The organism is Streptomyces sp. SS7 (assembly GCF_037993025.1).
Classification (GTDB): Bacteria; Actinomycetota; Actinomycetes; order Streptomycetales; family Streptomycetaceae; genus Streptomyces.
The window spans coordinates 1179186-1193203 of sequence record NZ_CP141223.1 but is presented as its reverse complement, the minus strand read 5'-3'; the positions used below and the strand labels follow the sequence as shown (position 1 = coordinate 1193203).

The following is a 14018-nucleotide window of genomic DNA, read 5'->3' as shown; positions in this document are numbered from 1 at the left end:
CCCGGGCTCACTCCCCGCCGCGCTTGACGGAGTTGCCCTCGAACAGGGCGCTTCCGTCGGCCTCGACGTCGGCGAGGTCCAGCCGCCCGCTCTGCCCGTAGAACGCCACCGGGTTGCGCCACATCACCTGGTCGACGGTGTCCTCGTCGAAACCGGCGGCCAGCATCGCGTCGGCGGTTTTGCGGGTCTTCAGGGGGTCGCTGCGGCCCCAGTCCGCCGCGGAGTTGACGAGCATCCGCGCCGTGCCGTGCTCCTGGAGGATCCGCACCATGCGGTCCTCGCTCATCTTGGTGTCCGGGTAGATGGAGAAGCCCATCCAGCAGCCGCTGTCGGCCACCAGGGCGACGGTGAGCTCGTTGAGGTGGTCGACGAGGACGTGCTCGGGCGGGATGCCGGACTCCCGGACCACGTCGAGGGTGCGGCGGGTGCCGGCGGCCTTGTCGCGGTGCGGGGTGTGCACCAGCACGGGCAGCGCGTGCTCGACGGCGAGGGCCAGTTGACGGGCCAGTGCCTCGTCCTCCTCGGGCGTCATGGAGTCGTAGCCGATCTCCCCGACGGCCACCACCCCGTCCTTGGCGAGATAGCGCGGCAGCACGTCCAGGACCCCGGCGCAGCGCGGGTCGTTCGCCTCCTTGGGGTTGAGGGCGATGGTGCAGTGGTGCCGGATGCCGAACTGCGCGGCGCGGTAGGGCTCCCAGCCGAGCAGCGCGTCGAAGTAGTCGGTGAAGCTGTCCACCGAGGTGCGCGGCTGGCCGAGCCAGAACGACGGCTCCACCACCGCCCGGACCCCGGCCGCGTAGAGGGCCTCGTAGTCGTCGGTGGTGCGGGAGGTCATGTGGATGTGGGGGTCGAAGATGCGCATCAGACCGCTCCTGCGGGTGCTGTGTCCGTGTCTGAGTCTGTGTCTGTGTCGGTGGCTGTGGCTGTGGCTGTGGCTCTGCCTGTGTCCGTGTCTGCGTCTGCGTCCGGTCAGGGAGCCGTCTCGGGAGAGGTGGAGACGGCGGCGGCGGAGAAGGCGGCCAGGGCCCGGACGGCCGCGTCGCGGCGGCCGGGGGAGGCGGACCCGGTCTCCGCAGACAGCCCGGAGGCCTCCAGCGTGCCGGGGTGGGCGCGCAGCACGGGCCAGACGTCGGCCGGCACATCTCGGCCCGCGGCGACCCGCTCATGGGCGAAGTCGGCCAGCATCCGGGCGAGTTCGCGGTCGGCGCGGTCCGTCAGGCCGGCGATCCGGGCGAGCGGGATGCCGCAGAAGACGCTCTTCAGCACGGCCTGCCGGTAGCCCTCGGCGTCCAGGTGACGCGCGGCGTACGGTCCGAGGGCCGCCTCGATCAGATCGGTGTCGTTGCCGCGCAGCGTCGCCCGCACCAGGGGCAGCCCCCGATCGGCGAAGGACGCGTCCGCGTCCTCCAGCAGGGCCAGACAGAGCAGCACCGCCCGCTGCTCGGCGGGGTCGCCGTACCGGTGCAGGGCGGTGATCTCCTCGCCGAGCGCCGCGCCGGCGAGCGGCAGGGCGGTGAGGAGCCGGGCGCGGGCGGCGTCCGCCACCGTCCAGCCGGCGATCAGCGGGTCGCGGCCGCAGCGCCGGCCCACGGCCGGGAAGAGGCCCCGTACCGCCGCCGGGTCCTGGCCGATCCGGGCGACCGCGTCGGTCAGCCAGGCCGCCGCGTCCGCGGTCAGCCGTTGGTCGAGGGCGGTCGGGATGCGAGGGTCCACGGCACATGCCTCCTTCGTCGGGCGTGCGTACGGCGACCGCCGTACCGGGAAAACGGAGATGACGAGACGTCGGCGCCGACGAGCCGTCAGTGCGGCTCGGCGGCCCGCAGGAACTCAAGTGACGTGCGGGCGACTTCGGGCGCGTTCAGGGCCGCGCCCTGGATCTCCACCGAGACGGGTCCGCGGTAGCCGGCGGCCTTGAGCGCGGCCAGGACCGGTGGGAAGTCGATCTCGCCCGTGCCGAGTTCGAGGTGCCGGTGCACCCCGCGCCGCATGTCCTCGATCTGCACGTTGACCAGATGAGGTGCCGCCGCCGCGACACAGTCGAGCAGCGGGGCGTCCTCGACGCAGTGGGCGTGGCCGATGTCGAGGGTGACACCGAAGAGATCCGGGTCGCCGAGCCGGTGGCGCAGCTCCAGTACGCGCTGCACGGTGTCGACGAACATGTACGGCTCGGGTTCGAACCCGAGGGCCACCCCGTGCTCGCGGGCGATCTCCAGGACCTCCTCGCAGCCCCCGGTCAGCCGCTTGAGGGCCTCCTCCCGGGGGACGCCCTCGGGGGCCGGCCCGCTGGCCAGCTGGACGGCCGGGGCGCCGAGGTCGGCCGCGACGCGCACGGCCCGCGCGAGGAGGTCCAGGCGCCGTTCGGCGCCGGATGCGCACATCAGGGTGGGGACGTGCCCCCGCCAGGGGTCGAGCAGATAGGGCGCCCCGGTCTCCACCATCACGGCGAGACCCAACCGGTCCAGGCGGGAGGCCAGTTGGCCGACCCGGCGCGGCAGATCCGCGGCGAAGGGGTCGAGGTGGCCGTGGTCCAGGGTGAGCCCGACGGAGTCGTAGCCCAGGTCCGCGAGGACGGTCAGGACGTCGTCGAGACGGTGGTGGGCGAAGCCGTTGGTCCCGAAGCCGTAGCGCAGCCGCGCGGGCGGGGCGGGGAGGGTGCTCATGTGGGCGACACCTTCCGGGCCAGTCGGCGGGCCGTCGGGTGGGCCGCGGCGAGCAGACCGGCCAGGGCCGGGGCGCCGCCGCCGGCGGTCAGCGCCGCCTGGAGGGGCATCAGCGACAGGATTCCGGCGCCGACGGCCTCCCGGACGTGTCGCGCGGACGGGCGGTGGGCCGCCCGGGCCTGCGCGCCGCCGTACGTGGTCAGATAGGCGAGCGCTCCGGCGGCGGCACCGATGCGGGCCGCCCGCCCCGCGGGTCTTCCGCGTCCGGTGAGCCGTGGCGGCCGTGGTAAGGCGAGCGCCCCTGCGTAGGGGAGCGCGCCGGCGGCGAGGGCGGTGGCCGCGGTGCCGGCCAGGGTCGCGGCCGGTACGGAGCGGGGCGCGCCCGTCACCTCGTGGCGGCTCAGTGCCGTGACGGTGTAGGTGTGGGCGCCGACCAGCAGCGCGGCCGGGAGCGCCGCCGTACGGCGGCCCGGGTCGGCGCCGGCCAGTACGTTCAGGGCGCGTGCCCCCGCCATCGCGGCGGGCCCGGCGGGGGTGGACTTCAGGCGCAGGTCGTACGCCCAGACCAGTCCGGTCAGCGGTATCGCCACTCCGAGTGCGGCGCGCCCGCCGGCCAGGGCGGCGAGACCGAGGCCGGCGGCGGTCAGCCCGCCGGCGGTGGCCAGCGCGGTGCGGCGGGCGACGCGGCCGGAGGGCAGGGGGCGTTCGGGGCGTTCGACCGCGTCCACGGTGGCGTCCGCGTAGTCGTTGAGCGCCATGCCGGCCCAGTAGAGGGCGACGGACGACGCCATCGTGGCGACGGTACGGGGCCGGACGCGTCCGGTGCTCGCGACCGCGCCCGCGAGTACGTCACCGGGCACGCTCAGGGCGGCGGGCAGCCGGACGAGGGCCGCCAGATCGGCGAGACGGGGGGACCGTGTGAGGTCGTTCGGGCCTTGCATGATCGGACACCCTACGCCCGTTGATTTAATCTTCAGATACCTTCACATCGGCCATTGTGTGAAGACTCTGTGTGTCCGGCTGGTCGAACAACTCCCTTGCCAGGCACAGGACTTGATGTCCCGTGACGTCCGTCGCCGGGAGCGTCCGGCGGCCCCGGCCGCCCGCCCGGTGCCCTTCTCCGGCCGTTCTTCTACGCTGGTGTAGTCGACCGGAGCGGCGGTGCGCGGTGCGTCGGGTGAACCGGGGGCGTCGATACGATGGCGGGCCGCAAAAGCGTCGGCGGCGGAAGGGAGACAAGGGCGTGACGGACGACCGGCAGGGTCCGCGGCGGCGCAGACAGGGCGAACTGGAGGCGCTGGTGCTGTCGGTGCTGGGGGAGGCGGAGGGGCCGGTGAGCGCCGGGTGGGTGCAGGAGCGCCTCGGTGACGACCTCGCCTATACGACGGTGATCACGATCCTGACCCGGCTGCTGGCCAAGGGCGTGGTGACCCGGGAACGGGCGGGCCGGTCCTTCGCCTGGACGCCGGCCGGGACCAGGCGGGTCTCGCGGCGCACCGGATGCGCAGGGTGCTGGACGCGGAGAGCGACCGCGAGGCGGTGCTCGCCAGCTTCGTCACCGGTCTGGGTCCGGACGACGAGCGGCTGCTGCGGGAGCTGCTCGGCCGTTCCGACGGCGAGTGAAGGGGAAGGCCCGAACCCGATGGGGGTGTTCGTCTTTCTGCCGCTGGTGCTGCCGCTGACGGCATGGCCGGTGGCCCGCCTGGCGGAGCAGCATCTGCATCCGCGCGCGGCGACCCGGCTGCTGTCGGGCGTGGCGGTGGTGATGGCGGTGTGCAGCACCGTGTGTCTGGGACTGGTCATGGTGGTGGGCACGGCCCAGCTGCCGGGCAATCCGCTGCCCGACGGGTGGTCGGACCCCGAGGTGCGGGCGGCGGTGCCCTACGACGAGGTCGCCGGGAAGGCGGCCATCCCCGCGCTGGTCGCGGTGCTCGCGGCCTGCGGGCGGACGCTGTGGCGGCACGGGCGGGTACGGCGCGGGGCGCATCGCGCGCTGGCCGGGCTGCCGGGTACCGAGGTGGTCGTCCTGCCCGACGGGGTGCCGTACGCCTATGCGCTGCCGGGCGGCCGGCGGGGCCGGGTGGTGGTGACCACCGCCCTGCTGGACGGCCTCGAACCGGCCGAGCGGCGGGCCCTGTTCGCCCATGAGCGCGCCCATCTGACGGCCGGGCACCACCGGTTCCTGCTGGCGGTACGGCTCGCCGCGCGCGCCAACCCGTTCCTGCGGCCGCTGCGCACCGCCGTCTCCTACACGACGGAGCGGTGGGCCGACGAGGACGCGGCCCAGGCCGTGGGCAGCCGCCGTACCGTGGCCCGCGCGATCGGCAAGGCGGCCCTGGTCTCCCGCGGCACCCCCGTGCCGACGCTGGCGGGCTTCGCCGCGGCGGGACCGGTGCCGCGCCGGGGGGCGGCCCTGCTCGGCCCGGCCCCGGTCGGACGCGGCTGGCCCTCGGCGTTCACCGCCGTGGGCCTCGCGGCGTGGGGCGCCGCCGCCGGCACGGCCGTCTCCGCGATGTCCTCGGCGAACTCCGCGGTGAGCATGTTCCTCATCCTGTACGCCGCGACACCCCTGTAGGGCCCGTCGTCCCGATCAGGCCGGCCGGGCCGACGGCAAGGCCCCCTGCGCCGGTCCGTCAGAGGTCGAACTCGTGCGGCGGCAGGTCGAGGGTGAAGCAGGCCTCGCGGACGACCGCCTGCTCGGTCTTGTCGAAGTCGCCGTCGGCGCCCCCGATGACGATGCCGATCTGGATGACGGCACGGGCCTCGGCGGGCTTCTTCTTGGCCTTGGCGATCTCCTGGAGCACGCTCACCTTGCCGAAGTCGAAGTCGGCGGTCAGCTTGTTCAGGTTGTCGTCGAAACGGCGCTGAAGATCCGTGGCGTCGAAGTTCTGCAACACCTCGTTGGTGGCGATGAGCTGGGCCACGCGGCGCCGCTCGGACGGATCGATGGTGCCGTCGGCGGCGGCGACGCAGGGCGCACATCGCCATGCTCGCGTCGCGGAAGGCGCCGCTCTTGAGGTCGTTCTTCTTCGCCACGAGCTGCGTCTGCATCGACGACGCGGATTCCTTGATGCGGTCCCACAGGGCCATGAGAACTCCATACGGTCGTACGGTCGGTCGGCGACGGCCGCTCCGGAGGCGGTCGCCGCCTCTTCGATATCTACAACAATGTAGAAACTAACGGGTGGTCGGACAAGTTCCCGCCGTGCCCCGCTCAGTTCCGCGAGTTGCCGAACAGCAGCCGGTAGGCCACGAGGAGGACGAGCGAGCCGCCGATGGCCGCGCCCCAGGTGTAGAGGTCGAAGAAGTGGTTCTCCACCGGGCGGTCGAGGAACCGGGAGGAGAGCCAGCCGCCGACGAAGGCGCCCGCGACGCCGATGAGGGTGGTGCCGATCAGGCCGCCCGGGTCGCGGCCGGGCAGCAGGACCTTGGCGATGGCTCCGGCGAACAGGCCGAGGATGATCCAGCCGATGATGCCCATGTCGTCGTGTCTCCAGTCGAGTCGCTCGGGCGGCACCCGTTCCCCGGGGTCACCGGCCCCATGGTGAGTTGCCTGTTTGCGCAACCCTAGAGACGCGACGGGGTGGCGGGCGAGCCCGCACAGGTCACTGCGTTCGAGTCGTCGCGGTTCTGTCACTCGTTCAGGACATTGCGCAAACCGTCAAGCGGAGGTGGGTCCTTCGGCGGCTCCCGGTGCCGCCGCCGACGCCTACACTGGGTACCCGCACGTGCGTCGGCGGTGACGCGCAGGGGACGGGAGAGGGCTGTGGCAACCAGCGTCGGTCGCTTCGAGGACCCGTCCGCCGAGGTGCTCGACGAGGCGGCCGCCGCGTTCGGCCTGCTCGCCGCTCCGGCCCGGCTGCACCTCATGTGGGCCCTGTCGCAGGGCGAGAGCGACGTCACCCGGCTCGCCGACCGCGTCGGCGGTGCGCTGCCCGCCGTGAGCCAGCATCTGGCGAAACTGAAGCTCGCCGGACTCGTCGGCTCGCGCCGCGAGGGGCGGCGGCAGGTGTACTACGTTCAACGACCCGGACGTCGTCACCGTGGTGCGCGTGATGGTCGGCCAGCTGACCGCCCGCGCCCACCAGAGGGCCGTGCCGGTACGACGACTGCCCGGCGCCGGCGACTGAGGCCCGCCCCCGGGCCCCCTGAGGCGAAACCCGCTCCTCGGGTTGCATGAGATCCCTCACCTGTGAATTCGCCCGGGACCGGGGCTGCTCCGGTCAGGGCTTTGTTAGATTGCGCAACTACGCAAGCAACCTCGATCCCGATTGCCGCCTCTACCTGTGTGCATCTGTCGGACCGTTCGGAGGAGTGGTGAATGAGCGACCCGTGGGACGGTCCGGCCGGCCAGGCCACGCGCAGCCGCACCGACCGGGTGCCCGGGCAGCGCACGGCGGGGCCCGACGAGCCGCTTCCGACGGGCGGCCGGACCGCGGCACGGGCGGCCTCGCGCAGACGCCCCGGCCGGGGGACACGCCGCGGCCGGCCGGTGCGGCGCGGCCGGCGGGTGCTGCGGATCGCCGGACTGTGCCTGGCGCTGCTGGTGCTGGGGACGGCCGGTGCGGGCTGGTGGTTCTACCAGCACCTCAACGGCAACATCAACAGCGTCTCGATCGACGGCAAGGGCGGCAAGGAGAAGGCCGACGCCTTCGGCCGCACCCCGATCAACATCCTGGTCATGGGCTCGGACGGCCGCACCAGCAAGGCGGACTGCAGACTCGGCGGCGGCTGCTCGCGGACCGGGGTGCAGTCCGGCAACGGCAACGCGGACGTGCAGATGGTGGTCCACATAGCGGCCGACCGCTCCAACGCCACCGTCATGAGCATCCCGCGCGACACCATGACGAACGTCCCGGCCTGCAAGGACAGTGAAACCGGGCAGTCCACGTCCGGCTACTACGGCCAGATCAACAGCGCCCTGCAGTACGGCCCGGCCTGCCAGGTTTCCACCATCCACGAGCTGACCGGCATCCCCATCGACCACTTCGTCAAGCTCGACTTCTCCGGCGTGGTCAAGATGTCCGACGCGGTCGGCGGTGTCTCCGTGTGCGTGGACGCCGACGTCTACGACACCTACTCGCACCTGAAGCTGTCCAAGGGCACCCACACCCTCAAGGGCGTCGCCGCGCTGGAGTTCGTCCGCTCGCGGCACGGCTTCGGCGACGGCAGCGACCTCGGCCGTACCGTCTCCCAGCACATCTTCCTCAGCGCGATGATCCGCAAGTTCAAGAGCGCGGGCACGCTCACCGACCCCACCGCGGTCTACGGCCTCGCCGACGCCGCCACCAAGGCGCTCACCGTGGACGACGGCCTCGGCAGCGTGAAGAAGCTGATCGGGCTCGCGGCCGACCTGAACAAGGTCCCCACCAAGCGGATGACGTTCACCACCATGCAGACGGCCCCCGATCCGGCGGACAGCGACCGGGTCGTGGTGGGCGCGGGCGCGAAGACGCTCTTCTCCACCATCGCCAACGACCAGTCGCTCACCACCGGTTCCGGCGGGAAGTCGGCGGCGGCCTCCGCGACGGCCAAGGCCACCGGTCCGGCGGTCCCCGCGTCCGAGGTCGCCGTCACCGTGGAGAACGGCACGACCATCACCGGCCGGGCCTCCGCCGTCGCCGGCGCCCTCACCGACGCGGGCTTCGACTCCGCCACGACCACCGCCAACGCCCCGAGCCCGGCGACCACCACGACCCTCACCTACGGCACCGGACAGCAGGGCGCGGCGCGGACGGCCGCGAAGGCGCTCGGACTGCCGTCCTCCCATCTGAGGCAGGGGAGCGGAACGGGCGTCACCCTGGTCATCGGCAGCGACTGGCCGAGCGGCACCACCTACCCCGGCGGGACCTCCTCGCCCGCCCCCGCCGACACCGGGGCCGCCGTCTCCCACGCCCACGCCCAGACCGCCGACGAGGCCAGGACCTGCGCCGAGGTCAGCCGGTACCGGACGGTCGAGCTGAACGGCGTCCCCATGACGCCCACCCAGGCCTACGCGGCGGCCCGCGGCAAGCCCGACTCGGACGACTGACCGAGCGGCGAAGCGGTCAGGGACGCGGGGCGGAGTCGTCCCGGTCGACGACCGCGCCGGGGACGATCCGGGCCGCCGACGGGGCCCGGCCGGGGGCGTCCTCGTCCTTCAGGGCCCCGGACTCGCTCTTGAGGATGCGGGCCGCCTTGCCCGCCGAACGGGTCAGCTCGGGCAGCTTCTTGATCGCGAGGATCACGACGACGACCACCAGGATCAGTGCCAGCTCGCTCATGCCGAACATACGGGTCCGCTCTCTCCCGAGGTCGTCTACAGTTCTGTAGAAGTATCCCCCGGGAGGCGATCGTTCAACAAGCCTGCCTTCCGGCCGCGTTGGCGGAAACACCGTACGATCCGAGGAGTGTCGGCAGCAGGATGTCCGAGCAGTACCACCAGGCGACCGTCAGCGCGTCCGGGGCGGCCCGCCGGGACCTCGCGCACCGCTGCCGCACCGTCACCGAGGCCCGCTGGTTCGCGCTGACCGTCTTCGCCGTGATCCTCCTGAACGCGGCACTGCTCGGCGTGGAGACGTACTCCGGTCTGGTCGAGGAGTGGCACCGCTGGTTACGGCTCGCCGAGCACGCCTGCCTCGTCGTGTTCACCGTCGAGATCCTCGTCCGGATCGGCGCGCACGCCGACCGCCCCCGGGGCTTTCCCCAGGACCCGTGGAACCTCTTCGACCTGGCCGTGGTCCTGTGCGCCTTCCTGCCGGTCGTACGCGAGAACACCACCGTGCTGCGCCTGCTCCGGCTGGCCCGCGTCCTGCGCACCGCCCGCTTCCTGCCCCAGCTCCGTGTCCTGCTCACCGCGGTCGCCCGCAGTCTGCCGGGCCCGCGAGATGGAGGACACCCGCCGGCCGCCCGCCCCGCCCGCGCAGGACCGCGGGCTGCTGCTCGCCCGGATCGCCGCCGCCCGCGAGGCCCTCGACGCCCTCGAACGCGAGGTCGCCGAGGCCACCTCGACCACACCCCCGCGGTCCGACCGCGGGGACCGCAGCGCGGTCGGCCGTACGGGCTGAGGAACCCGGACCGCGGAGCGCCTGCCGCGGGTTCAGCAGGGCTTGCGCCAGACCCCCAGCTCCAGCTTCTTCTGCATCGACGACAGCCCCAGTTGCCGCGACTCGGCGCAGAAGCTGCTCGTGGGCTCGGCGTACTCCACGTGGAAGACCGCCTTGCCGGCCTCGATGAACGGAGTGAGCCGCGCGCACTCGCCGTACTGGGCGCACTCCTCGTTGACCGCGAAGTCGAAGTGGGGGAGCAGCTGCGGGATCTGCGGCAGGTCGTTCTTCAGGCCCACCGACATGCCCCGGTCGTGTGCCAGCTCCGCGATCATGCGGTTGTAGCGGAGCTGGTCGCGCGCGGTGAGCGGGAAGCCGGTCTTGTTGCCGTACCCCTCCACCAGGTCCGGCTCGACCGCGTCGAAGCCCTTGTCGCGGCACATGTCGAAACGGCGTTCCATGATCGGCCGCAGCACGGAGATCTTCCGGATGTCCAGCCAGCGCTCGCCCGCCCAGCCGTTCTGCCGCCCCAGCACCGACTTCGGGAAGGCGCCCTTGTCGGACCGGAAGTCCTCCCAGGCGCCGACGTTGACGTAACAGATGACCCTGCGCCCGTCCCGGTGCAGCCGGGCCACGTCCGCGGCCGTGTTCTCGAAGCCGTCGATGTCGTAAACCGGCACGTCCACCGACGGGTCCACCCGGCTGTTGAGCTGCCACTGCCAGGCCAGCCCCGGCCGCGGCCGCCACCGCGCCCCGGTCGAGGAGTCCGCCGTACCGGAGGGCGAACCGGAGGCCGGCGGTGACCCGCCGTCCCCGCCCCCCCCGTGCCGGAGCAGCCCGCCAGCGCCAGCGCGCCGGCCAGCAGGAGTGCCCTTGCCGTGTGCCTCATCGTCCTGTTCCGCTCAGTGCGGGGGTCGAACTCACCCCCAGGATTGGGAAGTACGCCCGTGACGGGACCGGACACGGCCGCGCCCCGCTCGCCCGCGGTGCGCACCGCGAGCGGCACCAGCGCCGCCGGGACGCCGTACACGAGGTGGCAGAGCCGCTCGGGCGCGTGCCGGGTGGTCCACGCCGGCCGGGTGAACGCCGAGACGTACGTGGACCAGTGCCCCTCGAAGGTCACGGTCAGGTCGGCGAGGCGGGCGTAGCCGGGCGCCGGGTGCACCCCCGGATTGAGGACCACCGTCCCGGCACCGGTCCGGCGCACGCCGTGCACCAGCCGGCGACAGGCGGGCAGCCCGTCCGGGGTTGCCGTCACCCGGTCGAGGAAGCAGCCGTCGGCCGCGTACCACGCCTGGTGCCGGCGGACGTCGGCCACCACGTCGGCGCACGGACGCACCCCGTAGTCGGTGTCGACGTACCCGAGGACGCGCGTGCCCGCCTCCCGAAGGGCTCCGGCCGCCGCGGCGAACGCGGGGTCGGGGCCCGCGCCGGGCCCGTTCGCGGGGTTGAGGATCACGCCGTACGTGCGCCCCGCACCCTGGATCAGACGGTGCCAGGCGCCCGGATCGTCGACGGGGTGCACGTACAGCGGAATCAGCAGGCTCACGGCGTGCCGTCGCCTTCCCACAGCGCGGCCAGCGCGTCGTCGAGGGTGTGCGCGGGCCGCCAGCCCAGGGCCCGCTCGGCGGCCGTGACGTCGGAGCACTGCCAGGACACCTCGCCCGAGCGGACCGACCGTCCGCCGCCCGCACCCTCCTCGACCCGTCCCCGGAACCCGGCCTGCGAGGCCAGCCCGAGCACCACCTCGCGCACCGGCACGGCGCGGCCCCCGCCGACGTTCAGGATGCGCGGCAGGGGGCCGGGCGCCGTGACCGCGAGCTCCACCGCGTGCGCCACGTCCCGGACGTCCACGAAGTCCCGGTAGGAGGACAGGTCACCGAGGCGCAGGACCGCGTCCGGGTCCCGGCCCGCCTCCCGCAGCAGCGCGGCCAGCCGGCCCGGCAGTCCGGCGGGCGGCGCGCCGGGACCCACCGGGTTGCCGACCCGCAGCACCACCGCGTCCAGACCGGACGCGGTCACCACCGCCGTGCCCGCGAGCTTCGTCGCGCCGTACGGGCCGGCCGGGCAGGTCGCGTCGGACTCGGTGACCGGGCTGCCCGCGACGCCCGGACCGTACTCGGCGGCCGAGCCCAGCTGCACCAGCCGGGCCCCCGGGGCCGCCTCCCGCAGCGCCGCGCACAGCACCGCCGGGCCGCGCGCGTTGACCTCGGCGAGGGTCACCGCTTCGCCGCCGGTCGCGCCCGCGCAGTTGACCACCGCGTCGGGCGCGGCGAGGGCCAGGGTCTTGGCCAGCTCGGCCGGACGGACCGAGGCGAGATCAACCGTGTGGTCCGCGTCCGGTGAGCGGCCGGCGCCGAGGACCAGCGCGCCCGGCAGGGCCCGCAGCCGTGCGGCGACATGGGCTCCGAGATAGCCGGTGAAGCCCAGGACGAGAATGCGCATGGGGTGCTCAGGCCCCCTTGAGGAGATGGGACTTGCGGGTGGTGAACTCCGCGTTGGCGCGGTCGTAGTCGTCGGGGCGCCCGATGTCCAGCCAGTACCCGTCGAACTCGTAGGCCTGCGGCGGGTTCTGCGCTCTGATCAGGTCGATGACCAACTCGTCGAAGCCGAGCGGCAGTCCGGGCGTGTAGCCCTCCAGCGTCGAGCGGGACAGGCCGTAGACGCCCATCGAGACGCGGTAGTCCATGCTGGGCTTCTCGGTGAAGGCGACCACCTTCGAGGAGTCGGTGGTCAGCACCCCGAAGTCGATGTGCACCTTGCGGGCGTACGTGGCGATGGTCAGCGGCGCCCCCGCGGCACGGTGCGCGCCGAGGACGTCCGCGTAGTCGAGGTCGGTCAGGACGTCCCCGTTCATCACCAGGAACGACTCGGGCAGGTCCTCGCGCAGGGTGAGCAGCGGGCCGAGCGTGCCCAGCGGGCTCTCCTCGGTGGCGTAGTCGATGCGCAGGCCCCAGGCGGCGCCGTCGCCGACGTAGGCGCGGATGATCTCGCCGAGATGGCCGATGGCGATGGTGCAGCTGGTGAAGCCGGCCGTGGCCAGCTGGCGCAGCACGATCTCCAGGATGGCGTGCTGGTCGCCGATCGGCACCAGCGGTTTGGGCAGCGCGGTGGTGTACGGCCTCAGCCGGACGCCCTTGCCCCGGCCAGGATCACTGCGTGCATGGGTCTCCCCCTTGGTGTGGTACTCGGTGCGTGTTCGTGCCGGACGGTCAGATGTTGTAGATGCCGGTCTTGTAGCGGGCCAGGTTGGCCGGGTCGCGGAAGAACTCCACGGTCTGCGCGAGCCCTTCCTCCAGGGTGTGCGCGGGCTGCCAGCCGGTGGCGGCGGCGAGCCGGCTCGCGTCGGCGACCAGCCGCATCACCTCGGAGTTCGCGGGCCGGACCCGGGCGCTGTCCTCGCGGACGTCGAGCGGGGTGTCCATCACCTTCCCGATCAGCGCGACCAGGTCGCCGACGGAGATCTCCCCGCCGGTGCCGGCGTTGAAGGTGCGTCCCACCACTCGCCCGGCGGGCGCGGTGCCGACGGCGAGGAACGCCCGCGCGGTGTCCTTGACGAAGGTGAAGTCGCGGGTGGGGCGCAGATCGCCGAGGGTGAGGGTGCGCTCCCCGGCGGCCACCTGGCCGATGACGGTGGGGATGACCGCGCGCATGGACTGGCGCGGCCCGAAGGTGTTGAACGGCCGCAGCGTCACCACGGGGGTGTCGAAGCTGGCGTGGTAGCTGTCGGCCAGCCGGTCGCCGCCCGCCTTCGAAGCGGCGTACGGGGACTGGGTGTTGATCGGATGGTCCTCGGTGATCGGCACGGTCTGCGCGGTGCCGTACGTCTCACTCGTGGAGGTGTGCACCAGCCGGGGCGTGCCGAGGGCGCGCACCGCCTCCAGCACGTTCAGCGTGCCGGTGACATTGGTGTCCACATAGCTGTGCGGCGCCCGGTAGGAGTACGGGATCGCGATCAGCGCGGCCAGGTGGTAGGCGGTGTCGGCGCCTTCGAGCAGGCCGCGCACCGAGCCGGGGTCCCGGACGTCGCCCAGGACGATCTCCACCTGGTCGAGGACGTCCGGGTGCAGGGTCTCCAGCCAGCCGTACGAGGAGAACGAGTTGTACTGGGCCATGGCCCGCACCCGGTGCCCCGAGGCGACCAGCGCCTCGGTGAGGTGCGAGCCGATGAATCCCTCGGCTCCGGTGACGGCGGCGAGCGGTGTGGAGGTCAACTCCGGGTTCCTTCCGCTTGGTTGTGCGTGTGTGCGTGTGTGCGTGTGTGCGTGTGTGCGTGTGTGCGGGAGTGCAGTGGGGGGCGTGGGGCGTGGGGCGTGGGGAAGGGTGGGGAGCC

12 protein-coding genes and 6 pseudogenes are annotated in these 14018 nt (G+C 73.1%); 6 read left to right on the top strand and 12 right to left on the bottom strand.

Going from position 1 to position 14018, the window contains the following annotated elements:
- Positions 1 to 7: 7 nt before the first annotated feature.
- The 4 genes from U5640_RS05395 to U5640_RS05380 all read right to left on the bottom strand — a co-directional run bounded on the left by U5640_RS05395 (position 8) and on the right by U5640_RS05380 (position 3601).
- Entirely contained in the window at positions 8 to 862 is an 855-nt protein-coding gene (locus U5640_RS05395) for a TatD family hydrolase (protein WP_340374642.1), read from the bottom strand.
- Positions 863 to 969: 107 nt separating this feature from the next.
- Positions 970 to 1713 carry an EboA domain-containing protein gene (locus tag U5640_RS05390; protein WP_340374641.1) on the bottom strand — a complete coding sequence of 248 codons (744 nt, stop codon included), beginning with the start codon at positions 1711 to 1713 and terminating at the stop codon, positions 970 to 972.
- Positions 1714 to 1799: 86 nt separating this feature from the next.
- Positions 1800 to 2660: a sugar phosphate isomerase/epimerase family protein gene (locus U5640_RS05385; protein ID WP_340374640.1), complete on the bottom strand. Its 861-nt coding sequence runs from the start codon at positions 2658 to 2660 to the stop codon at positions 1800 to 1802.
- Positions 2657 to 3601, bottom strand: a complete 945-nt coding sequence (locus U5640_RS05380; protein WP_340374639.1) for a UbiA family prenyltransferase — start codon at positions 3599 to 3601, stop codon at positions 2657 to 2659. Before U5640_RS05380 ends, U5640_RS05385 begins: the two co-directional genes overlap by 4 nt.
- A 302-nt stretch (positions 3602 to 3903) precedes the next feature.
- Here U5640_RS05380 and U5640_RS05375 point away from each other — a divergent pair.
- Both U5640_RS05375 and U5640_RS05370 read left to right on the top strand, forming a co-directional pair.
- Positions 3904 to 4283 (top strand): annotated as a pseudogene (locus U5640_RS05375) (BlaI/MecI/CopY family transcriptional regulator).
- 19 nt (positions 4284 to 4302) lie between these two features.
- On the top strand, positions 4303 to 5235 hold the full coding sequence (locus U5640_RS05370) for a M56 family metallopeptidase (RefSeq protein ID WP_340374638.1): 933 nt from the start codon (positions 4303 to 4305) through the stop codon (positions 5233 to 5235).
- Positions 5236 to 5293: 58 nt separating this feature from the next.
- Here the strand turns inward: U5640_RS05370 and U5640_RS05365 are convergent.
- Positions 5294 to 5750, bottom strand: a pseudogene (locus U5640_RS05365) (TerB family tellurite resistance protein).
- 124 nt (positions 5751 to 5874) lie between these two features.
- Positions 5875 to 6141 (bottom strand): GlsB/YeaQ/YmgE family stress response membrane protein, encoded by a 267-nt coding sequence (locus U5640_RS05360; RefSeq protein ID WP_055636868.1) that lies wholly within the window; start codon positions 6139 to 6141, stop codon positions 5875 to 5877.
- Positions 6142 to 6426: 285 nt separating this feature from the next.
- Here U5640_RS05360 and U5640_RS05355 point away from each other — a divergent pair.
- Positions 6427 to 6790 (top strand): annotated as a pseudogene (locus U5640_RS05355) (metalloregulator ArsR/SmtB family transcription factor).
- Positions 6791 to 6981: 191 nt separating this feature from the next.
- Positions 6982 to 8691 carry an LCP family protein gene (locus U5640_RS05350; protein ID WP_340374637.1) on the top strand — a complete coding sequence of 570 codons (1710 nt, stop codon included), beginning with the start codon at positions 6982 to 6984 and terminating at the stop codon, positions 8689 to 8691.
- Between the two features lie 16 nt (positions 8692 to 8707).
- Here U5640_RS05350 and U5640_RS05345 read toward each other — a convergent pair whose 3' ends face one another.
- On the bottom strand, positions 8708 to 8932 hold the full coding sequence (locus U5640_RS05345; RefSeq protein WP_340374636.1) for a twin-arginine translocase TatA/TatE family subunit: 225 nt from the start codon (positions 8930 to 8932) through the stop codon (positions 8708 to 8710).
- Between the two features lie 131 nt (positions 8933 to 9063).
- Between U5640_RS05345 and U5640_RS05340 the strand changes: the two are divergent.
- Together U5640_RS05340 and U5640_RS05335 are read left to right on the top strand one after the other, a co-directional pair.
- Positions 9064 to 9519: pseudogene (locus U5640_RS05340) on the top strand (ion transporter); the annotation flags it as partial.
- 7 nt (positions 9520 to 9526) lie between these two features.
- Positions 9527 to 9706 (top strand): hypothetical protein, encoded by a 180-nt coding sequence (locus U5640_RS05335; protein WP_340374635.1) that lies wholly within the window; start codon positions 9527 to 9529, stop codon positions 9704 to 9706.
- A gap of 32 nt (positions 9707 to 9738) precedes the next feature.
- Here U5640_RS05335 and U5640_RS05330 read toward each other — a convergent pair whose 3' ends face one another.
- From U5640_RS05330 to U5640_RS05310, 5 genes and pseudogenes are all read right to left on the bottom strand, one after another.
- A complete protein-coding gene (locus tag U5640_RS05330; protein ID WP_340384948.1) occupies positions 9739 to 10521 on the bottom strand; it encodes an endo alpha-1,4 polygalactosaminidase in 783 nt (260 codons plus the stop codon).
- Positions 10522 to 10613: 92 nt separating this feature from the next.
- A pseudogene (locus U5640_RS05325) lies at positions 10614 to 11234 on the bottom strand (spherulation-specific family 4 protein); the annotation flags it as partial.
- On the bottom strand, positions 11231 to 12130 hold the full coding sequence (locus U5640_RS05320; RefSeq protein WP_340374634.1) for an NAD-dependent epimerase/dehydratase family protein: 900 nt from the start codon (positions 12128 to 12130) through the stop codon (positions 11231 to 11233). The pseudogene U5640_RS05325 and the gene U5640_RS05320, both read right to left, overlap by 4 nt.
- Before the next feature lie 7 nt (positions 12131 to 12137).
- Positions 12138 to 12850 (bottom strand): annotated as a pseudogene (locus U5640_RS05315) (sugar phosphate nucleotidyltransferase).
- A gap of 47 nt (positions 12851 to 12897) precedes the next feature.
- On the bottom strand, positions 12898 to 13899 hold the full coding sequence (locus U5640_RS05310) for a GDP-mannose 4,6-dehydratase (protein ID WP_340374633.1): 1002 nt from the start codon (positions 13897 to 13899) through the stop codon (positions 12898 to 12900).
- Positions 13900 to 14018 lie beyond the last annotated feature (119 nt).